General features: G+C 62.5%; 24 protein-coding genes. 11 read left to right on the top strand and 13 right to left on the bottom strand.

Translation table 11 applies throughout. The features are described from left to right. Window positions 1-347: 347 nt before the first annotated feature. Entirely contained in the window at window positions 348-1,769 is a 1,422-nt protein-coding gene (dnaA, locus tag TMPK1_RS16120) for a chromosomal replication initiator protein DnaA (RefSeq protein ID WP_420244237.1), read from the top strand. On the opposite strand, the gene TMPK1_RS16115 is transcribed toward dnaA, so the two are convergent. Further along, on the bottom strand, window positions 1,766-2,866 hold the full coding sequence (locus TMPK1_RS16115) for a cyclic nucleotide-gated ion channel (protein WP_420244236.1): 1,101 nt from the start codon (window positions 2,864-2,866) through the stop codon (window positions 1,766-1,768). The two genes, dnaA and TMPK1_RS16115, sit on opposite strands and share 4 nt — an antisense overlap. 11 nt (window positions 2,867-2,877) lie before the next feature. Further along, the gene (locus tag TMPK1_RS16110; RefSeq protein WP_420244234.1) at window positions 2,878-3,501 is read right to left on the bottom strand and encodes a LysE family translocator; all 624 of its coding nucleotides are present in this window, start codon (window positions 3,499-3,501) and stop codon (window positions 2,878-2,880) included. Between the two features lie 111 nt (window positions 3,502-3,612). Here TMPK1_RS16110 and dnaN point away from each other — a divergent pair, with 111 nt between their 5' ends. The 4 genes from dnaN (at window position 3,613) to TMPK1_RS16090 (ending at window position 9,393) form a co-directional block, all read left to right on the top strand. Further along, on the top strand, window positions 3,613-4,731 hold the full coding sequence (gene dnaN, locus TMPK1_RS16105) for a DNA polymerase III subunit beta (RefSeq protein WP_420244232.1): 1,119 nt from the start codon (window positions 3,613-3,615) through the stop codon (window positions 4,729-4,731). 22 nt (window positions 4,732-4,753) lie between these two features. Then, on the top strand, window positions 4,754-5,932 hold the full coding sequence (recF, locus tag TMPK1_RS16100; RefSeq protein ID WP_420245679.1) for a DNA replication/repair protein RecF: 1,179 nt from the start codon (window positions 4,754-4,756) through the stop codon (window positions 5,930-5,932). A 129-nt stretch (window positions 5,933-6,061) separates the two neighbouring features. Further along, entirely contained in the window at window positions 6,062-8,524 is a 2,463-nt protein-coding gene (gene gyrB / locus TMPK1_RS16095) for a DNA topoisomerase (ATP-hydrolyzing) subunit B (protein ID WP_420244230.1), read from the top strand. A 41-nt stretch (window positions 8,525-8,565) separates the two neighbouring features. Then, complete coding sequence (locus TMPK1_RS16090; RefSeq protein WP_420244228.1) at window positions 8,566-9,393, top strand: isocitrate lyase/PEP mutase family protein; 828 nt, start codon at window positions 8,566-8,568, stop codon at window positions 9,391-9,393. Between the two features lie 24 nt (window positions 9,394-9,417). On the opposite strand, the gene TMPK1_RS16085 is transcribed toward TMPK1_RS16090, so the two are convergent. Then, entirely contained in the window at window positions 9,418-9,693 is a 276-nt protein-coding gene (locus tag TMPK1_RS16085) for a hypothetical protein (RefSeq protein WP_420244226.1), read from the bottom strand. Window positions 9,694-9,883: 190 nt separating this feature from the next. On the opposite strand from TMPK1_RS16085, the gene TMPK1_RS16080 reads away from it, so the two are divergent. The 3 genes from TMPK1_RS16080 to TMPK1_RS16070 all read left to right on the top strand — a co-directional run bounded on the left by TMPK1_RS16080 (window position 9,884) and on the right by TMPK1_RS16070 (window position 12,425). Continuing rightward, window positions 9,884-11,254: a M20/M25/M40 family metallo-hydrolase gene (locus TMPK1_RS16080; RefSeq protein ID WP_420244225.1), complete on the top strand. Its 1,371-nt coding sequence runs from the start codon at window positions 9,884-9,886 to the stop codon at window positions 11,252-11,254. 85 nt (window positions 11,255-11,339) lie between these two features. Further along, entirely contained in the window at window positions 11,340-11,786 is a 447-nt protein-coding gene (locus TMPK1_RS16075) for a tautomerase family protein (RefSeq protein ID WP_420244223.1), read from the top strand. Window positions 11,787-11,879: 93 nt separating this feature from the next. Further along, entirely contained in the window at window positions 11,880-12,425 is a 546-nt protein-coding gene (locus tag TMPK1_RS16070; RefSeq protein ID WP_420244221.1) for a PAS domain-containing protein, read from the top strand. A gap of 21 nt (window positions 12,426-12,446) precedes the next feature. On the opposite strand, the gene TMPK1_RS16065 is transcribed toward TMPK1_RS16070, so the two are convergent. The 6 genes from TMPK1_RS16065 to TMPK1_RS16040 form a co-directional block, all read right to left on the bottom strand. Beyond that, window positions 12,447-13,430: a methyltransferase domain-containing protein gene (locus tag TMPK1_RS16065; RefSeq protein ID WP_420244220.1), complete on the bottom strand. Its 984-nt coding sequence runs from the start codon at window positions 13,428-13,430 to the stop codon at window positions 12,447-12,449. Window positions 13,431-13,495: 65 nt separating this feature from the next. Next, a complete protein-coding gene (locus TMPK1_RS16060; RefSeq protein ID WP_420244219.1) occupies window positions 13,496-14,737 on the bottom strand; it encodes an RNA polymerase sigma factor in 1,242 nt (413 codons plus the stop codon). Window positions 14,738-14,761: 24 nt separating this feature from the next. Beyond that, on the bottom strand, window positions 14,762-15,148 hold the full coding sequence (locus TMPK1_RS16055; RefSeq protein ID WP_420245678.1) for a YciI family protein: 387 nt from the start codon (window positions 15,146-15,148) through the stop codon (window positions 14,762-14,764). A 285-nt stretch (window positions 15,149-15,433) separates the two neighbouring features. Next, window positions 15,434-16,423 carry a ParA family protein gene (locus TMPK1_RS16050; RefSeq protein WP_420244217.1) on the bottom strand — a complete coding sequence of 330 codons (990 nt, stop codon included), beginning with the start codon at window positions 16,421-16,423 and terminating at the stop codon, window positions 15,434-15,436. After that, window positions 16,420-17,607, bottom strand: coding sequence for an ATP-binding protein (locus TMPK1_RS16045; protein WP_420244216.1), 1,188 nt, complete (start codon window positions 17,605-17,607; stop codon window positions 16,420-16,422). The genes TMPK1_RS16050 and TMPK1_RS16045 overlap by 4 nt, the downstream gene beginning before the upstream one ends. 106 nt (window positions 17,608-17,713) lie before the next feature. Continuing rightward, window positions 17,714-18,007 (bottom strand): helix-turn-helix transcriptional regulator, encoded by a 294-nt coding sequence (locus tag TMPK1_RS16040; RefSeq protein ID WP_420244214.1) that lies wholly within the window; start codon window positions 18,005-18,007, stop codon window positions 17,714-17,716. A gap of 124 nt (window positions 18,008-18,131) precedes the next feature. Between TMPK1_RS16040 and TMPK1_RS16035 the strand changes: the two genes are divergently transcribed. The 3 genes from TMPK1_RS16035 (at window position 18,132) to TMPK1_RS16025 (ending at window position 21,109) form a co-directional block, all read left to right on the top strand. Then, window positions 18,132-18,536 (top strand): hypothetical protein, encoded by a 405-nt coding sequence (locus tag TMPK1_RS16035; protein ID WP_420244213.1) that lies wholly within the window; start codon window positions 18,132-18,134, stop codon window positions 18,534-18,536. Window positions 18,537-18,683: 147 nt separating this feature from the next. Continuing rightward, complete coding sequence (locus TMPK1_RS16030) at window positions 18,684-19,448, top strand: COG4705 family protein (RefSeq protein ID WP_420244211.1); 765 nt, start codon at window positions 18,684-18,686, stop codon at window positions 19,446-19,448. A gap of 29 nt (window positions 19,449-19,477) precedes the next feature. Next, a complete protein-coding gene (locus TMPK1_RS16025; protein WP_420244210.1) occupies window positions 19,478-21,109 on the top strand; it encodes a Na+/H+ antiporter in 1,632 nt (543 codons plus the stop codon). A gap of 6 nt (window positions 21,110-21,115) precedes the next feature. On the opposite strand, the gene TMPK1_RS16020 is transcribed toward TMPK1_RS16025, so the two are convergent. The 4 genes from TMPK1_RS16020 to TMPK1_RS16005 form a co-directional block, all read right to left on the bottom strand. Continuing rightward, complete coding sequence (locus TMPK1_RS16020) at window positions 21,116-21,379, bottom strand: hypothetical protein (protein WP_420244208.1); 264 nt, start codon at window positions 21,377-21,379, stop codon at window positions 21,116-21,118. Between the two features lie 137 nt (window positions 21,380-21,516). Continuing rightward, window positions 21,517-21,762, bottom strand: a complete 246-nt coding sequence (locus tag TMPK1_RS16015) for a hypothetical protein (protein ID WP_420244206.1) — start codon at window positions 21,760-21,762, stop codon at window positions 21,517-21,519. A 47-nt stretch (window positions 21,763-21,809) separates the two neighbouring features. Continuing rightward, a complete protein-coding gene (locus tag TMPK1_RS16010; protein ID WP_420244205.1) occupies window positions 21,810-22,142 on the bottom strand; it encodes a DMT family transporter in 333 nt (110 codons plus the stop codon). Window positions 22,143-22,161: 19 nt separating this feature from the next. After that, window positions 22,162-23,289, bottom strand: coding sequence for an SDR family oxidoreductase (locus TMPK1_RS16005; RefSeq protein WP_420244203.1), 1,128 nt, complete (start codon window positions 23,287-23,289; stop codon window positions 22,162-22,164). Window positions 23,290-23,304 lie beyond the last annotated feature (15 nt).

The raw sequence follows: 23,304 nt of genomic DNA, 5'->3' as shown, positions 1-23,304 counted from the left end.
GCGGCCTAGTCCGCACCCAGTCTTCGTTCATCAAAGTCGACGAAGCCGCTGAAGTAAGCGCTCCGTGTGGAGCGCTTTTTCTTTGTCACTACTTTGATTTCGCAACCGATACTTTTCGATTACTCAGCGTTCTTGATTCGGTCCCGTTGCAGAGTTCCTGCACACAGGCGTATCGTTTCAAAACGCGCGGCGTTGTGGGGCATCGCGCGAGTTTTCGAGAAGTTGTCGTCCAGTAATTCCGTCGTTCGGACCGAGATTCTCAAGTAATCGAGTCTCGCAACCGGGCGACGCGCCAGAAGGCGTCAGAAGACGGGTTCACGTCTTCTGTAACGGACACGGGAGAAGGCATGGGGCCTGGTTCGCTGCAGCACGAATGGGCGCGCGTCTCCAATCGCTTGAAGAGCGAGATCGGAGAAACCGAATTCGCCCGGTGGCTCGCACCGCTGACCCCGCAGCACCTCGAAGATGGCGCCGTCTCGATGGCGGTCCCGACCAAATTCCTCAAGAACTGGGTCGCGTCGCACTATGCCGATCGCATCCAGCGTCTGTGGTCGGGGGAAAACCCCGACGTCGCCCGTATTGAAATCGTCGTCGCGCGCATCGAAGGCAGCCTGTCGAGCGACAGCGCGCTGACGGTCCCACTCGGCCATCTCGATGGTCCGTCGCATGAGAACGGCGCCCCCCGTGAAGGTGTTCGGCCGATCGGCGAGACGCTCGCCAATCTGCCGGCGCTGGAAGAAGAAGACGGGCTGATCGGTCTCGATCCGCGCTTCACCTTCGAAAACTTCGTCGTCGGCAAGCCGAACGAACTCGCGCACGCAGCTGCGCGTCGTGTCGCCGAGAGCGAGCACGTTCCGTTCAATCCGCTGTTCCTCTATGGCGGCGTCGGTCTCGGCAAAACGCACTTGATGCATGCGATCGCCTGGTCGATCCGCAAGCGCACGCCGGGCCGCAAGGTGCTGTATCTCAGCGCCGAAAAGTTCATGTACCAGTTCATTCGTGCGCTTCGGTACAAGGACACGATGTCGTTCAAGGAGCTGTTCCGCTCCGTCGACGTGTTGATGATCGACGACATCCAATTCATCTGCGGCAAAGATTCGACGCAGGAAGAGTTCTTCCACACGTTCAACGCGCTGGTGGATCAGAACCGTTTGATCGTGATCTCGGCCGACAAGTCGCCTAGCGATCTCGAAGGCATGGAAGAACGCCTGCGTTCGCGCCTCGGCTGGGGCCTGGTCGCGGACATTCATCCGACGACGTACGAATTGCGCCTCGGCATTTTGCAGGCCAAAGCCGACACGCTGCCGCTCGAAATTCCGCCCAAGGTGCTGGAGTTTCTCGCCCACAAGATTTCGTCGAACGTGCGCGAACTGGAAGGCGCACTGACGCGCATCGTTGCGCACGCCGAACTGGTCGGCCGTCCGGTGACGATGGAATCAACCCAGGACGTGCTGCGCGATCTGCTGCGCGCCAACGACCGTCGCGTCACGATCGACGAGATCCAGAAAAAAGTCGCCGAGCATTTCAACATGCGCGTCGCCGACATGTATTCGGAACGCCGCGCGCGCGCCGTTGCACGTCCGCGCCAGGTGGCAATGTTTCTCGCCAAGCAGCTGACACAACGTTCGCTGCCGGAAATCGGCCGCAAGTTCGGCGGTCGCGATCACACGACCGTGATGCATGCGTGCAAGAAGGTCGAAGAGTTGATGGCCACCGATCAAAGCTTCGCCGAAGACGTCGAGCTGCTGCGCCGGACGCTCGCCGGCTAAGAGTCGCCGCTCTTTCCGAACGCCTCGCCGAGCGCGTCATTCGAGATAAAGACCAGCCGCGTCGGCTCTGACGCGATCACGGTCGAGATGTGTTTGCCGTCGACCACGTGATCGGTCGAGGCACCGAACGCTTCGCCGGGCCCGCAGCGTTCGAACCGGTCGGACCGTTCGATTTCGACCGCCCCTTCAACGATGAAATAGACGCCGCGCACGTCTTCATCGCGTCGCGCCACAGCGTGACGGCTTGTGACGATGCGCGGCTCGGCGCGCGTCGCCAGCCGACGCAAGCGGAACGGTTCGACATTCGCCAACAGCTTCATGCGCGCCAGCATTGGCACGGTGACGGTGAAATCGCGGCGCGTCAGTTCGCGCGAGAAACTGCCCGCCAAAATCGCCGCCGGCAGCGCGAAGGTGAAGATGCCCAGCACCGCGACGAAGCCGCCAAAGAACTTGCCCCACGCGGTCACCGGCACGACGTCGCCGTAACCGATCGTGGTCAAGGTGACGATGCCCCACCACATCGCCGCCGGGATCGAACCGAATTTGTCAGGCTGCGCGTGGCGTTCGAGAAACCACATCATCGTCGACACCAAGATCAGTGCGACGCCGATGATCGACAAAGCCGCAACCGCGGTCTTGCGCTCGTTCCACAAGGCCGCGCCGATCGCCTGCAAGGCTGGCGAACTGCGCGTCAGTTTCAGCACCGCGATCAAACGCACCAACCGCAGCAGCGACAGATCGGCGAGGCCGAAGGCGCGCAGGAACACCGGCAGGATCGCGATGAGGTCGATCACCGCCAGCGGCGACACGACATAACGCACGCGCCCCCAGACCGGATGGCGAAAGCGTGGATCGGGTTGTTCGGGCGCGACCCAGACGCGGGCCGCGTATTCGATCACGAACATCGTGACCGTCACGACTTCGATGAGCTGGAACAGATCGTCGAACGCAGCGTCCAGCGAGGGCACCGTTTCGAGAATCAGCGCGGCTGCATTGGCGAGGATCGCGCCAACGATGGCAGCGCGAATCCAGAATCCGATTCGATCGATACGGCCGCTGCCTTCCAGCGCGGCCCAGGCACGACGGCGCAGGCGCATGGGCGACGAACCTAAAGCCAGTCGACCGCGACCACCATCAGCCCGGCGAGAATCAAAACGATGCCGGCACCGCGATTGGCCCAGCCGACGAATCCTTCGCCGAGCGTCATGCGCCGTGCCCGCCCGCCCAAAGCTGCGTAGCCGCCCAGGACCACAAGCTCCGCCGCCAGGCTAGTTGCGGTGATCACCAGCATTTGCGGCAGCAGCGGCCGGTCGATCTCGACGAACTGCGGCAGGATCGCGGTTACATAGACATAGGCTTTGGGGTTGGTGACCTGCAGCAGAAACCCCTCGCCGACGAGCCGCCGTAGCGAGCGTTCGGTCTGCGCCGCACCGATTTCGAGTCGCGTGCCGTGCGCCCGCAACGCGCGGATGCCGAGCCAGATCAGATAGGCTGCGCCTGCCCAGCGGATCGCCAGAAACAGATCGGTCGAGGCGGCGAGGATGGCGCCCATGCCGAGCCCGGCGCCGCCCAGATAGAGAATGTTGGCGATGCAGATGCCGAGAATCGTCCACAACGCCCGGCCGAATCCCTGCGCCAGGCCGGTCGACACGCTGAGCAAAACGGCGGGTCCAGGCGTCAGCGACGCCAGCAGGGACGCAAGGAGATAGACGCTCCAGAGTTCGAAGCGCATCGGTGGCTCGAATCGGGGTTGAAAGAGTGCGGACAATTTCCCTTGGGGACTAGCGCACCCCACGGAGCGTCCGGTACAACTGGCCCCCCTGAAGCGCAAAGAAAAATCGGCATGAAGTTCTCGATCGAACGAGCCGCGCTCCTCCGCGCACTAGCGCACGTGCAGAGCGTTGTTGAGCGACGCAATACGATCCCGATTCTGTCGAATGTGATGCTCAAGGCCGAAAAGGGCGAGCTGTCGCTCTCGGCCACCGACATGGATCTCGAAATCCTCGAGACCGTGCCGGCCGAAGTGAGCAGCGGCGGCGCCACCACGGCACCGGCCCACACGCTGTACGACATCGTGCGCAAGCTGCCCGACAAAGGCGCAGTCGAATTCGAATCAAACGGTGAACAGACCACCCTGTCGGTCCGCGCCGGTCGTTCGAACTTCAAGCTCGGCTGCCTGCCGACCGAAGACTTTCCGCAAATGGCCGGCAGCTCACTGCCGCATGCGTTCGAGCTTGGCGCCAGCGATCTCAAGACGCTGATCGATCGCGCCCGCTTTGCGATCTCGACCGAAGAGACGCGCTACTATCTCAACGGCATTTATCTGCATGCTGCGAAGAGCGGCGACGTCGCCGTGCTGCGCGCGGTTGCGACCGACGGCCATCGCCTGGCGCGCGTCGAGATGCCGTTGCCGGACGGTGCCGGCAAAATGCCGGGCATCATCGTGCCGCGGAAGACGGTGGCGGAAATCCGCAAGTTGATCGAAGAAAGCAACGGCTCGATCGGCGTGTCGCTCAGCGACACCAAGATCCGCTTTGCCGTCGACGACGTGGTGCTGACCTCGAAACTGATCGATGGCACCTTCCCCGATTACGAACGCGTCATTCCGTCGGGCAACGACAAGGTGCTCGAAGTCGACCCGCGCACCTTTGCGCAAGCGGTCGATCGCGTCGCCACCATCGCGACGGAAAAAACCCGCGCGGTGAAACTGTCGATCGATCGCGGCCAGTTGACCGTGTCGGCCAACAGCCCCGAAAGCGGCAGCGCGTCGGAAGAACTCGAAGTCAATTACAGCGCGACGCCGCTCGAAATCGGCTTCAACAGCCGCTATCTGCTCGACATCACGCAGCAGATCGAAGGCGACGGTTGCCGCCTGCTAATCGCCGACAGCGCGTCGCCGACTGTGATCCGCGACACCAGCGACGCCAGCGCGTTGTACGTGCTGATGCCGATGCGCGTATAAATCCCCGCGAAAGCGGGGATCCATTTCCGAGTTTTCTGAAACGTCGCAGCGTCGTCCCGATGGACCCCCGCTTTCGCGGGGGATTTTCCGCGCCGCCATCACGCGTCTTACGGTTACGAATTTCCGCTGTTACGCGCAGGCCCGGCTGGAACTCGATTCACGCCCAGTCGTGCTGACCGGCGCCAACGGTGCGGGCAAGACCAACCTGCTCGAAGCCTTGTCGTTGCTGTCGCCTGGACGCGGGCTGCGCGGTGCGAGGCTGGCCGAGCTGGTGCGCATCGGATCCGACGCGCCGTGGGGCGTCGCAGCGACGCTGGTGCGCGGTGATGCAACGCACGAACTCGGCACCGGCAGCGATCCCGCCAATAGCGAACGGCGCCTGGCGCGCATTGATGGCGCGGCTGCGCGCGCTACCGATCTCGGCAGCGAACTCGCGATGTTGTGGCTGACGCCGCAGATGGACCGACTGTTTGCCGAAGGCGCGTCGGCCCGCCGCCGCTTCTTCGATCGTCTGGTGCTGGGCCTCGATCCCACGCACGGCACGCGCAGCAATCGCTACGAGCGCGCATTGCGCCAACGCGCGCGGCTGCTGCAGGAAGGCCGCCCCGACCCCGCTTGGCTCGACGGGCTGGAGCGCGAGATGGCCGAAACCGGGGTCGCGATCGCGGCTGCGCGGCGCGCCTATCTCGAACGGCTGGTCGCAGCCCTGGCGCTCGGCAACGACGCCTTCCCGCGCCCCGCCATCGCCGTGTCGGGCCTGGTCGAGGAAATGCTGGGCCGCGCAAGCGCGCTGCAGGCCGAAGACGAATTCCGCCAGCGCTTGGCCGCCGGCCGCGGCGCCGATATCGCAGCCGGCGGAACCGCGATCGTCGGCCCGCACAAAAGCGACGTCATCGTCGTGCATGAAGCCAAGGACATGCTGGCCGAGCGCTGCTCGACCGGCGAACAAAAGGCGCTGTTGATCTCGCTGATCCTGGCCGCCTCGCAGCTGACCGGGGCCGAGCGCGGCGCCACGCCGGTGCTGTTGCTGGACGAGGTGGCGGCCCATCTCGACCCCGACCGGCGGCTCGCTTTGTACGGTGCGCTGGAGGCGCTGGGTGGCCAATTTTGGCTCACCGGAACCGAGCCCGGACCGTTCCAACCGCTGCTCGAAAAAGCCCAATTCTTCGACGTCCGGGACGCGTCTGTGAGTCGCCTCTAAACCCTTGTTCTGACAAGGGATTTTCAGGCTGGAAAAGTTGCTTTCAGGGGCCCGCGCACTATATACTGCGCGATCCTCCCGCGGGGCTCTTTGGGCATCGCGAATCCCGGGTAGAAAGCAGTTTCGAGAATGAGCATGAACGTGGCGTCGAACGAGACGCCCGAGACGTACAACGCGGACTCGATCAAGGTTTTGCGCGGCCTCGACGCAGTGCGCAAACGCCCCGGAATGTACATTGGCGACACCGACGACGGGTCGGGTCTGCACCACATGGTGTACGAGGTCGTCGACAACGGAATCGACGAAGTCCTGGCCGGTCATGCAACGCGCGTGTCGCTGGTGCTCAATGACGACGGCTCGGTGACGGTGCGCGACAATGGTCGCGGCATTCCCGTCGACATCCATGCAGAAGAAGGCGTCAGCGCGGCCGAGGTCATCATGACCCAGCTGCATGCAGGCGGAAAATTCGACCAGAATTCCTACAAGGTGTCGGGCGGTCTGCACGGCGTCGGCGTCTCGGTCGTCAACGCGCTGTCGAGCTATTTGAAGTTGCGCATCTGGCGCGACGGCAAGCGCTGGGAAATGGAATTCCGGCATGGCGACGCGGTCGGTCCGCTGACGCCGGTCGATGACGCCGAAGGCGAGAAGGGCACCGAAATCACCTTCCTGCCCTCGACCGAAACCTTCACCAAGACCGAGTTCGATTTCGCGACGCTCGAGCATCGCATGCGCGAGTTGGCGTTTCTGAATTCGGGCGTAACGATCCGGCTCGAAGATCAGCGCGGCGCCGACGAACCCAAGATTGTCGAGCTGCATTACGAAGGCGGTCTCGAAGCCTTCGTGCAGTATCTCGACCGTTCGAAGACCGCCGTGCACAAGCCCGCAATCGCGGTGCGCGCCGAGCGTGTTGGCGATTACGGCCCGATCACCGTCGAAGCGGCGCTGGAGTGGACCGACTCGTTCCACGAAACCATGCTCTGCTTCACCAACAACATTCCGCAGCGCGACGGCGGCACGCACTTGGCCGGCTTCCGCGCCGCGCTGACGCGCGCACTGAACAATTACGCGATTGAAAGCGGCATCGCGAAGAAAGAGAAAGTCGCACCGACCGGCGAAGACATGCGCGAAGGCCTGACCTGCGTGTTGTCGGTCAAAGTGCCCGATCCGAAATTCTCGTCGCAGACCAAAGACAAGCTGGTCTCGAGCGAAGTGCGTCCGATCGTCGAAAACGTGGTCGGCGAAGCACTGGCAAACTGGCTCGAAGAAAACCCCGCCGATGCGCGCAAGATCGTGCAGAAGGTGGTCGAAGCTGCGATCGCACGCGAAGCCGCACGCAAGGCGCGCGACCTGACGCGCCGGAAGGGCGCGCTCGACATCAACTCACTGCCGGGAAAACTGGCCGACTGTCAGGAAAAAGACGCTGCGCTCAGCGAACTGTTCATCGTCGAGGGTGACTCGGCCGGTGGCAGCGCCAAACAGGGTCGCGACCGTCGCTTTCAGGCGATCCTGCCGTTGCGCGGTAAGATCCTAAACGTCGAGCGCGCACGCTTCGACAAGATGTTGGGCAGCCAGGAAATCGGCACCCTTATCGCCGCGCTTGGTACCGGCATCGGTCGCGAAGAATTCGACGCGAGCAAGGCGCGCTATCACAAAATCATCATCATGACCGACGCCGACGTCGACGGCTCGCACATCCGTACGTTGCTGTTGACGTTCTTCTACCGGCAGATGCCCGAGCTGATCGAGAAGGGCTATCTCTACATCGCGCAGCCGCCGCTCTACCGCGTCGCCAAAGGCAAATCGGCGCTGTACCGCAAAGACGACCGCGAGCTTGACGATTACCTCGTCGCCAATGGCGTCGAAGACACGATCCTGTCGCTGCATAACGGCGAAGTCGTCGGCGGCAACGATCTGCAGGCGATGGTGCGCGAAGCTTTGTCGAGCAAGCTTGCGATCAACCAGGTCGCGCGCAAAGTCGGCTCGTCGATCATCGTCGAACAGGCCGCCATCGAAGGCGCGCTGAATGTCGACCTGCTCAACGACCCGCAGCGTGCCGCCAGTGTCGCGCAGACCTTGGCCGAACGTCTGAACCAGCTTGCCGATCCGCTGGATCGCGGTTGGAGCGGACGTGCCATGCCGCAGGATGCCGGTGGTGGCATCGAGCTGACGCGCAAGCTGCGCGGCGTCACCGAAACGCGCCGCATCACCGCCGATTGCGTGCGCGGTGCCGATGCCAAGCGCCTCGACCTCAACGCGCAGGGCTTGAAGCAGCGTTTCGACAAGCCGGGCATGCTGGTGCACAAGGACAAGGAAATCGGGCGTGTTACCGGCCCGATCGCGCTGCTCGATGCGATCGTCGATCTCGGCAAAAAGGGATTGTCGGTCCAGCGCTACAAAGGTTTGGGCGAAATGAATCCCGACCAGCTGTGGGAAACGACCTTGGACCCCAACGTGCGCGCGCTGTTGCAGGTGAAGGTGCAGCATGCCGACGCGGCGGAAGAGATTTTCTCAACCTTGATGGGCGATGTCGTCGAACCACGTAAAGAGTTCATCCAGACCAACGCGCTGAACGTGCAGAATCTGGACGCCTAACGCCGCTGCAGCGACGCGCGGCTGCAACGGAGGAGTCTTCGGTGAACCAGCGCGAACGCTACGAACGGTTTCTTTCTCTGCATCAGCGTCCCACCGGCTTCGTCATGCCGAATGCGTGGGACGCGACGTCGGCGTTGTTGCTGCAAGAAGCGGGCTTTGAAGCGATCGGCACTTCGTCGGCCGCAATCGCAGCCGCGCTGGGTCGTCTCGACGGACGTCATGCGGTCAGTCGCGCCGAGCATATCGAGAATGCGCAGTTGCTCGGCCGGGTGAGCGGCTTACCGATCAATGGTGATTTTGAAGACGGCTATGGCGACACCGAAGACGACGTTGCGGCTACCGTCGAAACTGCGATCGCGGCCGGTCTCGCCGGGCTTGGCATTGAAGATACGAGCGGCGATCCCAACCAGCCGATCCGTCCGTTCGACGACTCAGTCAGCCGCATGCGTGCGGCGGCAAAGGTCGCCAAGGGCCGCATCGTTCTGACCGGCCGCACCGACAATTATCTGCAGGGCAACCCTGATCTCGACGACACGATCAAACGCCTGACCGCGTTTGCCGAGGTCGGCGCCGACGTACTCTACGCGCCCTATCCGACCGACATGGATGCAGTCGTGGCGATCGTGCGCGCGGTTGCACCCAAGCCGGTCAATCTCGTTGTTGGCACGATGAACGGCACCTTGCCGGTGGCCGAGCTGCAGAAAGCCGGCGTCAAACGCATCAGCCTCGGCGCCGCGCTCTATTTGCGCGTGATGAAAGATCTGCGCGCAGCCGCCAAGGAACTCGCCGCCGGCGATCTTGCATCGGCGTCGAACGGACTTTCGTTCCGCGAGATCATGACCATGATCGGCAACGCGCCGGCAGCGTAGCGATCAAGACGTTGTGACGCGCGCTTAGAGCACGCGGTCGGTCACGTCGATCATGACGGGCTTGTCGACGACGCTGGCGCCTTTTGCGGGCTTCGGCTCCGGCTCCACCTGTTTGGCGAACGCCTCTGGAACCTCGATCTCGCGACGTGGGCCCGGTTGATCCGGAACTGGCGGCACGTACTCGATCTTCGTGGTGACCACTTTGACCTTGGTGCCGCGCGGCATGGTGCGCAGCAGCAAAGGATGTTCGAAATCCTGGGTCAGCGTCTGAAATTCGTAGGTTTGCTTGGTTGTGCGCACGACCAGTCTCCGTCCAACGATCTTGTGTCGTAGCGCGCGATCAGGCCACGAGCCGCGCCCGCCAATCGGGACCGCGTATGTAGCGCGTTGCGCGGCCTATGTCGTCCCACCGGTTTGCACCACGGTCCTCGACGCGTAACGCGCGGGTCCTGTAGGACGAAGGGACTTGGTTCCTTCTCGCAGGTGCCCGATGCGTGCTGCTCTCGTCGTTCTCGGAATTTGCCTGGTCGCCGCACCCGCTTTTGCTGCGGATCCAGCAAAACCAAAGGCGCAGCCGTTGCTGCGCAGCCTCGTGTCCGAGGTCAAAGAGGCCGAGCTGCGCGCTGCGCTGACCAAGCTGGTCGGCTTTGGCACGCGCCATACGCTGTCGGACACGGTTTCGGACACGCGCGGCATCGGCGCGGCGCGGCGCTGGGTGCAAAAAAACTTCGAAGAGATCAGCCGCGGCTGCGGTGGCTGCCTGCAAATTGAAACGCCGGAACAGACGGTCACCGGCAACCGGGTTCCGACGCCGACCAAGATCGTCGACGTGCTGGCGATCCAACGCGGCACCACTGACCCCGATCGCGTCATCATCATTGCGGGTCACATCGACTCGCGCATCGCCGACGTGCTCGACGCAACCAGCGACGCGCCCGGCGCCGACGATGACGGGTCGGGCACGGTTGCGGTGATCGAAGCCGCACGTGTTCTGTCGAAACACAAATTCCCCGCGACGCTGGTCTTCGCCGTTCTGTCGGGCGAAGAGCAGGGGCTGCTTGGCGGCAAGCTGCTGGCGCAATACGCGACCGAGCACAATTGGCAGGTCGAAGCCGATCTCAACAACGACATTATCGGCAACACCAACGGCGCCAACGGGGTCGTTGAAAAGTCGTATGTCCGTGTGTTTTCCGAAGGCACGCGTTCGACCGAAACCGCCGAAGAAGCCAATCGCCGCCGCTACAATGGCGGCGAGGTCGACAGCCCGTCGCGCAACCTGGCGCGTTTCATCAGCGGGCTCGCCGACACGTACCTGACCAAGTTCCGCGCCCGCATGATCTATCGCACCGACCGGTTCGGCCGCGGCGGCGATCAAGTGCCGGTGCTGGCCGAAGGCTATCCCGCGGTGCGCTTCACCGAGGCAATCGAGAATTACACGCGCGAACATCAGGACGTGCGCAACGTGAACGGGGTTCAGCACGGCGATCTGCTGGAAGCGGTCGACTTTCCGTATCTGGCGCAGGTCACGCGTCTCAACGTCGTCACCATGGCGGCGCTTGCGATGGCGCCGGCGCCGCCGACCGGCGTCAAAATCGATGGTGCGGTTTCACTCGACACGACGGTGAGCTGGTCTGCAGTGCCGGGTGCAGCCTCCTATCGCGTCTGGTGGCGCGACACGACGGCGCCGCTCTGGACCAACAGCCAGGCTGCAACCGGCACCACGGCGAAGCTGCAAAACGTCAATATTGACGACTGGTTTTTCGGCGTCACCGCAATCTCGGCCGACGGCTATGAAAGCCCGGTCGTGTTTCCAGGTCCGGCCGGCAGTTTCACAAAACCTGCGGCAGCGCCGGCGCGCTAGCCGCACGCATCTCGAGGTGAACGCGGCGCAATCGCGCCGCGCTCCATTCGGACGTAGGCTCCACCCCACAACGGGAGGAGCAAACATGCCGACCTATGTCGTGACCGCGGCTGCAGGCCGTCTGAGCCAGCTGCAAAAAGCCGCGATCGCTGAGACGATCACGCGCATCCACAATCAGGTGACCGCAGCGCCGACCTATTTCGCGCAAGTAATCTTCAAGGCGATTGCGCCCGACGACTGGTTCATGGGCGGCGCACCGCTCGGACATGAAAGCCTGTTCGTGCACGGCCATATCCGCGCCGGACGCAGCGCCGTCGATCGCAAAAAACTGGTAACCCAGTTGGCGAGCGAGCTTGCAAAAGCAGCTTCAATGGAGACGCGTTCGATCTGGGTCTACATCGCCGAACTGCCGTCGCGCGCGATGATTGAATTCGGCCACGTGCTTCCCGAACCAGGCGATGAACCAGCCTGGACCGATTCATTGCCCGCCGAAGATCGCAGCTGGATGCAGAAGATCGGCAAGCGAAGCTGACGGAAGGCGTCGCGCAGAAAGATCTTGTTTAGGTGTTGCTGCGACGCTTTTGCGGATGATCGCCCGTTCATCTGACATTGCGCTTCCAACCGCATGACCGCGGCCTCCGTGCGCGATCCGGCCTTTGCGATCGAGCTCGGCAACGGCGTGTTCAGCGATACATACGCGCTCTGGTGCAGCGGCCTGCGCGACGGAGCGCTTCCGTCACGCGACGACATACGGCCACCACGACTGCCGGCCGCCGCAGTCGGAGGCGCGTATTTATATGAACGGATCGACGCGCGCTTCCGCTGCCGTCTTAGCGGGACCGAACTCGATCGCGCCTTCGGCCGCGGCCAAGCCGGAAAATATCTCGATCAGATGCTGACATGTGAAGCGCTGCATACGCGCGAAGCGTTGATGCATTGGGCGCTCGACTATGGCAGGCCGGTTTTGTACGCGGGCATGCTGGTCGAGAAGGGACGCGAGCACGTGCCCTTCCGGCGCCTGGTCATGCCGCTGCGCGAACGCGACGGGCGCGAGTTTCTGTTTGGCCTTGTCGGATTCAGCCAGCCCGACGGCGACGTCCGCCCGCGACGCGCGTGGCAAGCAGCGCAGGTCGATCCTGAGCTGGTCGTGCGCGAAGCAGGCGAAACGTAAGTCGGAGTCCGAACGGACCGCTCAATTGGCGCGGCGCTGTACGATGAGGCCGATCGACGTCGTCGGAAATCCTTCGAGCGCCAGCTTCAAATGCGGATGCGACCGGAACGGCGGCAGGTCGATGAAACGTTCGACCGGCCGGTGGCCTTCGCGCAGATCGAGCGGTGCGCAGACATGTCCATCTTCTTGCAGCTCGGCGAAAAGCCGTTCCAGGTCGCGGCGGCGAAACAAAACCGTCGCCGCGTTGTCGATCGTGCGTTCGTCGTGGTGCAAGTTGAATTCGGTCGTATGAACCGCAACGCCGCCCGGGCGCAGACAGTCGAGCGACCTGCGAATGAAGGCGAGACCGTTCTCGATCGAGCCGAGATGTTCGAGCGCGCATGCCGACCAACAGAAATCGTAGCCGCGAAACTCGCCGGGCGTGTCGTTCATGTCGAACGGGGCAAAGGCGACCTGGTTGTCGAAGCGCGCGTCGTCGCAGATTTGTGGCCAGCGCAATCCGTCGAGCTCGGCCGCGTGTTGCTGCGATCGGACCCAGCCGTTGTGCGCCGCCTGCGTCGCATCGGCGTCGGTCGCGAGAATGCGACAGCCGCGCGCCGCGAACAGCGCAGTCAGCGGCTCTTTGCCGACGCCGAATCCCAGGCCTCTGCTGTCGCTGCGCAAGAGACCGCGTTCATGCAACGCCTGCGCGATGAACACGAACTCCCATAATTTCCGGTGATAGACGGGCAGATGCGCCATCTGCGCCGCCCAATAGCTGAAATAGCCGGTCTCGAAATGCTCTTGCCGGCACAGCACGGATTGTTCGAACACCGGCGCGTTGGGCAGCGCGGGTTGCGCGCGCGGGCCATACTCCCACAAGGATTCCGGCGGTATCGATTGCGCCAGCAACAGCGAGCGCATCTCGCGCAAGCTGACTTCGATCTCGCGCAGCGTGGGGCCGTCTGCAGACCAAGGCCGCGCAAGGCGGCGAAGCAAGCTTCGGCCCGGAATCAGCGACAGCATCAATGCGTACCCCTCATCGACTTGGGGGTTACACGTTGTTACCGGCAGACTCCTACGCGCGTGAGTCAGCCAATCCGCGCGCGCAATTTCGCGGCCCTCACTGTCAGGTATGCTTGCTCGGCCTTGTTTGCGGTCTTGCCCGCAGCGGTGACGTAGCTCGCGATTGCGCGCGCGGGTTCGTTCGACAGTTCGAACAAATGTCCGCGGAGCGCATCGAGACGATAGTGACCTGCCAATTTTTCAGGCACGTCCAACGCATCGACCAAATCGAGACCCGCCTGCGGCCCGTCGACCATCGCAACCGCAACGGCGCGGTTGAGCGCCACCATCGGGTTGCCGCCCGACGCTTGTTCGAGCAAGCCGTACAAGGTCAGGATTTGCGGCCAGTCAGTCTCTTCGTGCGTTGCCGCCTGGTCATGCACCGCGGCGACGGCGGCCTGCAATTGATACGAGCCGACCGCGCCGTACGACAGCGCCTTGCCCAGCAGCGCCACGCCTTCGTCGATCAGGTCGCGATGCCACAGGTTGCGATCTTGTTCGGTCAGCGGAATCAATTCGCCCTGCGGCCCGCTGCGCGCGTCGCGACGTGCGTCGGTCAGCAGCATCAACGCCAGCAGCCCGACGACTTCGGGGTCGTCCGGCGTCAGACGATGCACGGCGCGGGTCAGACGGATCGCTTCCTGCGCCAGATCGAGACGCTGCAACGTATCGCCGACGCTGCTCGTATAGCCTTCGTTGAAAATCAGATAGAGAACATGCAGCACCGCGCGCAGTCGCGTTGCGCGTTCCTGCGCGTCGGGCAGTTCGAACGGCACGCCCGACGATTTGATGCTTTGTTTGGCCCGGCTGATACGCTGCGCCATGGTCGCTTCGGGGACCAGAAACGCGTTGGCGATTTCCGCCGTCGTCAAACCGCCGACCGCGCGCAAGGTCAGCGCGATCGCCGAGGGCGGGGTCAGCGCCGGGTGGCACGACATGAACAACAGCAGCAGCGTGTCGTCGTGATCGGCGGGCATGTCGAGATCGGGCGGCGGCAGCATCGCGCCCAGATGCAGCGTGCTTTCCGCTTCGCGTTTCGCGCGCGCCTGTTCGCTGCGCAGCGTGTCGGTCCGTCGCCGTGTCGCGGCTTGGATCAGCCACGCACGCGGATGATCCGGAAGCCCGTCTTCGGCCCAGCGCAACGACGCCGCTAGCAACGCTTCCTGCACCGCGTCTTCGGCGGCAGCAAAGTCACCGCGGAACCGCCGCATGACGGCGCCGAGCACCTGCGGCGCGAGTTCGCGCAGCAGAGACTCGATCGCCTTCATGTCCGCCATCAAATCAAACGCGCGTTACAGCATGTCGGGCGGCGGGCCGCTCATCACTTCGCGGACTTCGATGTTCATGTTGAGCGGCTTGCCGTCGGCGCCCGGCGCCGTCGACGCTTTGGCCGCAATCGCGTAGGCGCGTTCGGGCGACGGCACGTCGACGATCCAGTAGCCGGCCAGGAATTCCTTGGATTCCGGAAAGACGCCGTCGGTGATCGGCGTACCGGTGTCGGATGCGCGCACCAGCTTGGCTTCGTGCGGGCCCTGCAACCCTTCGCAGCCGATCAGTTCGCCGTTCGCGGTGAGCTCTTTGTTGAGCGAAATCATAAAGCCGATATGGGCTTTGATCGCGGCCTCGGGCCAGTTGAAGATCTCGTACGAGGTCTTTCCCGGGTGGTTCATCATCAGCATGAATTTCACGGCTTCGGGTCCTTTGCGTTAGAGCGCTTCCCCATTGGGCGCTTTCTACGGGCTAGTCGAAGCCCGTAGCGCCTTCTCGACATTGGCCGGAAAATTATTTGGGCCGGAAGGCCAGCACCAGCCGGGACGCGCGTGAGTGGCGATGCGTGTCCTGAATAGACAGGACGGACGTATTGCTGGCTCACGAACGTTGGCGATGAATTTGCAGCGTCGCATCCTGTTCAGCGAGCGCGAGATTGCAGCCGCGCACCGGGGACAACGCCGCTGAGTGTCTGCCTATCCGAAGATCGAGACACCGCACCGCTGCATAATTGTAAGCGTCAGCTCTTTGAAGTCTGTCCAGCAACCCTGAACCGCTGCCTGATGTCCGCCAAAAGCTCCGTCAGCGGGCTTCAGATTAAACATTGGCTTCCTGGCTTCCTGCGCGAGCGGCATCAGCGACCTATAGTCTTTCAGTAGCGCGAGACAGTTAGCGTCGCTGTCGATGCTGATCGGCTCTTTTCCATGTTCGTCGAGTACGTACTTCCAATACTGCTTCGGCATACGATCAATCCATTTGCTGTATGCCTTTGCCGCTCTCCCAGCGAGAACAGAGTGGCGCATCACGATGTAGCCAGCTGGCGTCATTTGACCATCGGGAAGCTGAATCGTCGGCTCTGGATTGCGCCCCTTACGCTCGCCCCATTGCGCCCGCCACGTTCGCAACGTAGGGCCCATATTTCGCAGACCCTGAAGCGAGAACAAGTCGGCGCCGACAGGAACTATCACATGACTACAGGCCAAAAGAGCGGCGCGATTGAGAGCGCCAAGATTTGGCCCTACGTCGACAAGCGCAACGTCTGCAGAGAAACTCTGTCCGGCCTGCGATATGGATCTTGCAAGCGAGCTGATCACTCGAAAAGCTCGCTCCTTTCCGTCGCCGCAGTCGGGCCACGCCGTTGATAAATCGTCCTCGACTCGTGATAGCTCAAGGTCTCCCGGAATAAGGCCAATGCGATCATTGACCATCTCGGGCAGAAAGTTGCGAATTTCGCCGACGCCACGGAATAGAGAAGAAAGTGCGCCGTATACAGTTGGGCGCTCTTCAAGCGACCAAATCTCCTCGAGCCTATCTTCGGTTAGAAACATGCTCGTCAGATTGGCCTGCGGATCTAAGTCGGCGACGATTACGCGCGCCTGTAACGCCGACAACATCCACGCCACATGATACACGAGCGACGTCTTGCCTACGCCGCCCTTGTTATTGAAGAAGCCAATTGTTTTCACGGCGCGGCCCGTAAGCGAACGTGGACGAAAGCGTTATTTACTTCGAACTCGATTGGAGGATTCCCATTTGCCTCCATCGCTGCGCGCGCGCGAGGTATTCCGGAGCCGAAACGCTGCACATAATTCATAGCCTTGGCGGCAGTCGCCAACGCGGGGTTTCTTGCTTCTGACAGACCCGCTTGACCAAACGATTCGACTGTAATCGCGCCGAACGGCCCCCCTGGGCTGGTGATCTCGACGCGATCGTCAAACCACGTGAACATCACTGGCGACGTGGTTGCTTCGTAATTGCGATGGATAATGGCGTTGCGCACCATCTCTTGGATTGCGATCTGCGGATAGTCAGGATGGTCTGTCTGTTTGGGGCCGGACAAATCCGCACGACGTCGGTTGTTAGCAGCAATCAACTCATCGAGCTGACTGAATACCTGGGAAAGCGGCCCGCTAATTTCTTTTTGATCTTGAACTAAATCCCCGATCACCGTGCCCGGGTATCGGACGAATTGCACATATGCACCGGGCAGGAATGCGCAGGGGTTTTTACCACAGATCAATAACCCGACGGCGGTTGGTAGGTTGTTCGAGTCGAGGAGGCCGAGCGCTCGTAGTTGCTCTTCGACGGTCCGACCATTCTCTTCAATTACGTCGGGATGCACAGCCGCTCGCAGATACTCCTCTCGGAATCTGAGGAGATCGAGATCGTTTATCGTCGCTTCGGGTATGCCCCGCTGATCGAAAGAAATGTTCGCCCTTCTCCGCTTTTCGACGAGCTGGCGCTCTTCCTCTGCGGTGGCGTAATCGCGACGGGCGCCCGCCCGAATGCAAATTCTTCCGTCGTAACGAACCGGAGGCATTTCGGAAGGGAGCACCTCGACAATGACCATTTCGCAGCCGTCGAGCGTGTGAATTCTAGCCGTCAGACTCGGCGGTGGAAGAATCTCTCCATTACGCCGGAAGGCTAAAATGCGCTGTACTATCTTTTCATCGACGGTGATGTTTGCGCAATTTCCATCGTCGGTCGCACCAATAAACAAAACTCCAATCTCGCGCCGATCAAGGAGATCATTCGAAAACGCGCAGATGGCTTCGCCAAATTTGGTGGTGTTGTTGGTGCTTTGAGTCCGCTCGACGGTATCGGTCTCCGCCCTAGACAGTCGGTTGCGCAGCTCATCGTCCGATAACATCATGCACTCCGGGCGCTCAGTTATTCGCAGCGTAGCGAAGTCGAACAGGTATATTAAGTGCAGTGGACCGCGCCCAGCATTTTGCGGGTGCTTTTGTGGCGGGGCGTCAGTCCCGCTTTTTAGTTTTTGCGCGGGGCAGACGGCCTTCTTCACTCTTTCGCGGTGCCCGCTCCTCGGGGAGCGCCAACGATCCTGACTCGTCAAATAGATCTGCGATCTTCACGCCCAGCGCTTTCGCCAGTCGCTCCACCGAGTCCACCGAACTCGCGTAGTTGCCACGCTCAATCTCGCTGATCCGCGCAGCCGTTACGCCAAGGCGCACGGCAAGCCGCTCCTGCGACAAGCCTTCGGCCAATCGGAGCTGCCGGAGGTTCCGGCCAAGGATCTTTCTGCCTCGCACATCTGCGAAACGAGCGGATTCGTGCCAAGAAAACCATCCGATATACCTTGACTTACCGAGTGAGCGTAACTCAAGGTATGCCTTGAGGGGCTTAGCCGGGCGAAAAGCCCAGAAAGGACATCGGATGAAGACCGCGCCTATGCCTGCAGCATGCCCCCAAGACGATCCCGTGCTCGCGCTCTGCCAATGCTGGCGCGCCTATCGCAGCGAGGAAGAACGGATCAGCGCACTCTGGTCGCAACAGGAAACTGCGCTGCGGCGCGCGAGCGACGCTGAACGGGGCGAAGCGGAGTTGGCCTTCAACCTTGTCGATCGCGCGCAGGTCGAAGCGATGCGGAACAGCGAGACGTACTTCAACGCCATGTTCCAGGTGCCCGCTGCAACGATCGAAGGCGCGATCGCGAAACTCGAAGCAACGTTGGTGCAGTTCGAACCCGGACCTTCGATTGAAGAAGAACCCTGGCCGCAATTGCGTTCGGTGTTATCGGATATGCGGCGCCTAACGCCGCATCTCGCGGTGGCGACCTAACGCAGAAAAGAAAACGGCGCGGACGAAGGTCCGCGCCGTTCGCGGCCGGCGAGCGACACCAGCCTGCGGCCACCCCAGCAACCTGACGAACTTCCAATGTAACGAGCGCGGCTGCGCGTGGTTGTTTCCACGCCTCGAGGAGCCGCCATGCAAAAGACCGCCGACACGACGCTGAGCAAAGTCCCCGCTGTCACGCTGGGATTCTGGGTCATCAAGATCCTCGCCACGACCTTGGGCGAAACCGGCGGTGACGCGTTCACGATGACGCTGGGACTTGGCTATTGGATCGGCACCGCGATCTTCGCGACCATCCTGGTCGTCGCCATCGCCGCGCAAATTCGCGCCACGCGTTTTCATCCGTTTCTGTACTGGGCCGTGATCGTCGCGACGACGACGGCGGGCACGACCTTGGCCGACCTCTTCGATCGTTCGCTTGGCATCGGCTATGTCGGCGGATCGATTGTGTTGTTCGCGCTACTGATGGCCACGTTGCTGCTGTGGCATCGCTCGGTCGGGCGGATCGAGATCGACCACATTACCGAACCCAAGGTCGAACTGTTCTATTGGGCGACGATCATGTTCTCGCAGACGCTGGGCACAGCGCTGGGTGATTTCCTCGCCGATACGAACGGGCTTGGTTATCTCGGCGGCGCGGCCGTGTTCGGCGCAGCACTTGCGATCGTCGCACTGCTCTATTTCACCACGCAGATTTCGCGCGCGGTGCTGTTCTGGGCCGCGTTTATTCTAACGCGGCCGCTGGGCGCGACGGTCGGTGATTTTCTCGACAAGCCGCTCGACGCGGGCGGACTTGCGCTGGGCCGGTTCATTGCGTCCGGCGTGTTGATCGTCGCCATCGTGCTGTTGATTCTGGTGATCCCGCAACGCGCCGGCGCGCACCCGCGTTCGGCGTAATTTTCCGCGCGATCCTGTAGGATCGCGGCATGGAATCCGTCGTCACCGTCCTGATCCTGCTGCTCGCCGTCGTGCTGAGCGGCCCGCTGGCGCGGTTGAGCCGGCTGCCATTGCCACTCGTGCAGATCGCGCTAGGTGCCGCGATCGCATGTTCGGTGCTCGACACGGTCGAGCTGGATCCCGACTTGTTCTTTCTGCTGTTCCTGCCGCCGCTGCTGTTTCTCGATGGTTGGCGCATGCCGAAAGACGGGTTGCGCCGCGACGCACCGGTCATTCTGGAGCTGGCGCTGGGCCTCGTCGCCTTCACCGTGCTGGGCGTCGGGCTGTTCGTGCATTTCTTGATTCCGATGGTGCCGTTGCCGGTCGCCTTTGCGCTGGCTGCGGTCGTGTCGCCGACCGATCCAATCGCGGTGAAGGCGATTGCCGCGCGCGTGCCGATTCCCAAACGCATGATGCGAATTCTGGAAGGCGAGGCGCTGCTCAACGACGCGTCGGGCCTGGTCTGTTTGCGCTTTGCCGTGGCAGCCGCGCTGACCGGCAGCTTTTCCGTCGGCGCTGCGTTCGGCACGTTTCTGTGGCTGGCGATCGGCGGCATCGCGATCGGCGCAGCCGTCACGCTCTGCATCGCGCGCGTCGAACGCTGGATCGGCGCGCATCTCGGCGAAGATGTCGGCACACCGATTCTGATCAGCCTGTTGATTCCATTCGGCGCCTATCTGCTGGCCGAAGCCGCGCATTGTTCGGGCGTGCTGGCTGCAGTCGCGGCCGGCATCGCCATGACTTTTACCGAACGCGCGGGCGAAGGACGCGCCGTGACGCGCGTCCAGCGCACCGCCGTTTGGGACATGGTGCAGATGGCCGCCAACGGCATGATCTTCGTGCTGCTGGGCGAACAGATGCCCGACATTCTCGAACGCACCGACCGAACCGTCCGCATGACCGGCCATGTCGATGCGTGGTGGCTGGGCGCCTATGTGCTGGCGATTGCGGCGGCGCTTGCGGCGCTACGCTTTGCCTGGGTGTGGACGTCGTTGCGCCTGACCTTGTTTCGCGCCGGACGACGCGGCGAGAAGCCACCCAAAGTGAGCTGGCATTTGGTCGCCGCCATCTCGCTGGCGGGCGTCAAAGGCGCGGTCACGTTGGCCGCGGTGCTGACCTTGCCATTGACGTTGCAGGGCGGCGCGCCGTTCCCGGCCCGCGATCTTGCGATCTTTCTCGCAGCCGGCGTGATCCTGGTCTCGCTGCTTGCAGCATCCGCATTCCTGCCGGGGCTGATGCGGAATTTGACCTTGCCGCCGGATCCGTCGGCACAGGCCGACCTCGATCGCGCCCGTGCGCAAGCCGCGCGCGTCGCGATCCTGGCGATCGAGAATGCACGGCGCGAAATGGCCGAAGGGCACGAAGACGCCGATCTGATCGTCGAGACGTCACTGCGCATCAAGGCGCTGCACCGGCCGCGCATCGACAACGAACCGCAGGACGAAGCCGCAGCGGCGCAGAAACACAAAGTCGAGAAAATCGAAAAACAGTTGCGCCTGGTCGGGCTGCGCGCTGAGCGGACCGAGATCTTCCGCTTGATGCAGGCGCGCGAGCTTGGCGATGAAGCCGCGCGCAAGATCATTCGCGAGATCGACCTGCTGGAAGCGCGCTACACGATCTGAGGCGGATTAGCCGACCAGCGCGCGCTTCATGCGCGACCAGACGCCACCCGACGCCGACGAGAACGAGACGGTGATGCTCCAGCCTTCGCCGGTCAGTTCGCGCACCGCTTCGAATTTGCCTGAGTCGAGATTGCGTGCGTTGCGGGCGAATTCATGCGCGACAGAGCGCGCGCGATCGACCGCACGCTCGATGTCCGTGGCCGAGATACGACCCTTGGCAAGCTGTCGGAACACAGCGAGCTGCGATTCAACACTGGATGGGACATCCACGTGAATTTCACTACGGACGATTTCGAACATGGATGTGGCCAGCTGCGAGACTCGGGGTTTGCCGACTCACTATAGCGACAAACTGGGCGAACGAGAATCGTGTGCGCTTTTTACACACAGCGCGTGTCGAACATGCATCAGCGTTCGAATTGCTCGGGCACGCGACCGGTCTGAAACAACACCACCGGCTCGTCGTCATATTCGCCGAGTTCCTGGTCGCCGGAATTTGCGAAGGCGATGACGCCGAGTTTGGTCTGCCCCAGCCGCTCCGCCATTTTTCGCGCGGCATCCGCGGTTTTGCAGGGCACCGCCGTCTCCGCTTTCAGGCCGTTGCCGCGTCCGGCGACATAGGCCTGCACGACATAGACAGTTTCGCGCGCCATTGAATCCCGCCGATCGCAAAGCGACAGCATAGAGCAACGACGCGCGCTTAGCGCTGTCCGATCGCAACCAGCCCAACGCCTGCGGCAATCACCGCCATGCCGACGAAGGCGATCGGCTGCAACATTTCGCCGTAGACGATCCGCGCACCGATTGCGGCGCCGGCCATGCCAAGGCCGGCCCAGATCGAATAAACGATACCGACCGGAATCGTGCGCACGGCAACCGACAGCAACCAGAACGCCGTGCCGTAGCCGACCGCAACCAACAGCGCCGGTTTCCACTGCGTCATGCCGTCGGCGGCTTTCATCGCCACCGTCGCAATCACTTCCGCGACGATGGCGATCAGCAGCAGCGCGTACGGCGCCAGCGGATGACTCACGCCGAATCTCCTTTGCGGCTCACGCCGCGGCTCGATCAAACATGCCGAGATCGTCGGCGAATTGATCGGTGATGCTGATGCCGTTGGGGCGGTCGAGGCAGACGTCGAGATATTCGGGCAAGGCCGGCGGCGGCGCGAAGCCTTCATCGAGCAGACGCTGATTGTCAAACACCACGCCCAGCGCACAGAAGCGATAATATTGCTGCATGGCGCGCAGCATCGCCGCCTGCACCGGCGTCTTGAGGCCGAACCGTTCGCTGAAGGCACGGCGCAACGCCGACCGATCCGACGTCGCGCAGAAGGGCTGGTAGGTACGGTCTTCGCCGTCATAGCGCGCGAAGGCGGCTTCGACGTCGGACCAGACGGTGCGTTTCGAATTGCCCGCCGACAGGTGATAGATGCGGTGCTGCAATTGGGGACGGTGCAGCAATCCGACCAAGGTCGCTGCGGTCCAGTCGATCGGAACCACGTCGATCGACGCGTCGCGCGCGCCCGCGACCAGACGCAGATGATCGCCGGCGCGGAACATCCAGAAGATGCTGGCGCTGGGCGACGCGCCGAGTTCGGTGTGGCCGACCACGATCGACGGGCGCGCAACGACGATCGGCAGATCGTCGAATTCTTCCTCCAGCATGGTTTCGGTCGCCGCCTTGGTCGTCGTGTAATTGACCAGGTGCTTGGCCTCGTCGGCCGGGAACATGTCTTCCTGCACGAGGCGCGGAGATTCGCCCCCGCAAATCATGGCCGTGCCAACGTGCAGGAAGCGCTTCAAGTGGGGCATCTGTCGCGCGCGCCGCGCCAGCGCAATCGTGCCGTCGTAATTGACCAGCCAGTTGTTGCGCTTGCCCCACCAAGACGTATCGGCCGCGAGATGCAGAATATGCGTGCACTCGTCGAGCACCGGATGCGTGACCGTGTCGATCGTGCCGAGATCGCCGGCGATGATGTCGACCTTGCCGGCCGCGTCTTGCGCAGCGTCGGTGCTGACGAACTTCGCCAACTGCGTCGCTAGGCGCCGGCGCGCAACGTCGGTTGAGTCACCGCGCACGAGACAGGTCCAGCGATGCTCGGGCGCATCGCGCAAGCCGTGCAACAAGGCAGCGCTGCCGATCAAACCGGTCGCACCAGTCAGCAAAATCCGAGTCATCGCGTACATCCCCGT

It is taken from the genome of Roseiterribacter gracilis, assembly GCA_018332375.1.
In the GTDB taxonomy this organism is placed as follows: Bacteria; Pseudomonadota; Alphaproteobacteria; order BOG-932; family Roseiterribacteraceae; genus Roseiterribacter; species Roseiterribacter gracilis.
The sequence above is the reverse complement of the archived record's forward strand: the minus strand, read 5'-3'. Positions and strand labels throughout refer to the sequence as shown.

Coding starts and splice junctions, on each gene's coding strand:
- TMPK1_RS16035 (WP_420244213.1), top strand. CDS start 18,132: ATGAAGACCGCGCCTATGCCTGCAGCATGCCCCCAAGACGATCCCGTG.
- TMPK1_RS16110 (WP_420244234.1), bottom strand. CDS start 3,501: ATGCGCTTCGAACTCTGGAGCGTCTATCTCCTTGCGTCCCTGCTGGCG.
- TMPK1_RS16025 (WP_420244210.1), top strand. CDS start 19,478: ATGGAATCCGTCGTCACCGTCCTGATCCTGCTGCTCGCCGTCGTGCTG.
- gyrB (WP_420244230.1), top strand. CDS start 6,062: ATGAGCATGAACGTGGCGTCGAACGAGACGCCCGAGACGTACAACGCG.
- TMPK1_RS16055 (WP_420245678.1), bottom strand. CDS start 15,148: ATGCTGATGATGAACCACCCGGGAAAGACCTCGTACGAGATCTTCAAC.
- TMPK1_RS16005 (WP_420244203.1), bottom strand. CDS start 23,289: ATGACTCGGATTTTGCTGACTGGTGCGACCGGTTTGATCGGCAGCGCT.
- TMPK1_RS16065 (WP_420244220.1), bottom strand. CDS start 13,430: ATGCTGTCGCTGATTCCGGGCCGAAGCTTGCTTCGCCGCCTTGCGCGG.
- dnaN (WP_420244232.1), top strand. CDS start 3,613: ATGAAGTTCTCGATCGAACGAGCCGCGCTCCTCCGCGCACTAGCGCAC.
- TMPK1_RS16030 (WP_420244211.1), top strand. CDS start 18,684: ATGCAAAAGACCGCCGACACGACGCTGAGCAAAGTCCCCGCTGTCACG.
- TMPK1_RS16060 (WP_420244219.1), bottom strand. CDS start 14,737: ATGAAGGCGATCGAGTCTCTGCTGCGCGAACTCGCGCCGCAGGTGCTC.
- TMPK1_RS16045 (WP_420244216.1), bottom strand. CDS start 17,607: ATGTTATCGGACGATGAGCTGCGCAACCGACTGTCTAGGGCGGAGACC.
- TMPK1_RS16075 (WP_420244223.1), top strand. CDS start 11,340: ATGCCGACCTATGTCGTGACCGCGGCTGCAGGCCGTCTGAGCCAGCTG.
- TMPK1_RS16080 (WP_420244225.1), top strand. CDS start 9,884: ATGCGTGCTGCTCTCGTCGTTCTCGGAATTTGCCTGGTCGCCGCACCC.
- TMPK1_RS16070 (WP_420244221.1), top strand. CDS start 11,880: ATGACCGCGGCCTCCGTGCGCGATCCGGCCTTTGCGATCGAGCTCGGC.
- TMPK1_RS16015 (WP_420244206.1), bottom strand. CDS start 21,762: ATGGCGCGCGAAACTGTCTATGTCGTGCAGGCCTATGTCGCCGGACGC.
- dnaA (WP_420244237.1), top strand. CDS start 348: ATGGGGCCTGGTTCGCTGCAGCACGAATGGGCGCGCGTCTCCAATCGC.
- TMPK1_RS16115 (WP_420244236.1), bottom strand. CDS start 2,866: ATGCGCCTGCGCCGTCGTGCCTGGGCCGCGCTGGAAGGCAGCGGCCGT.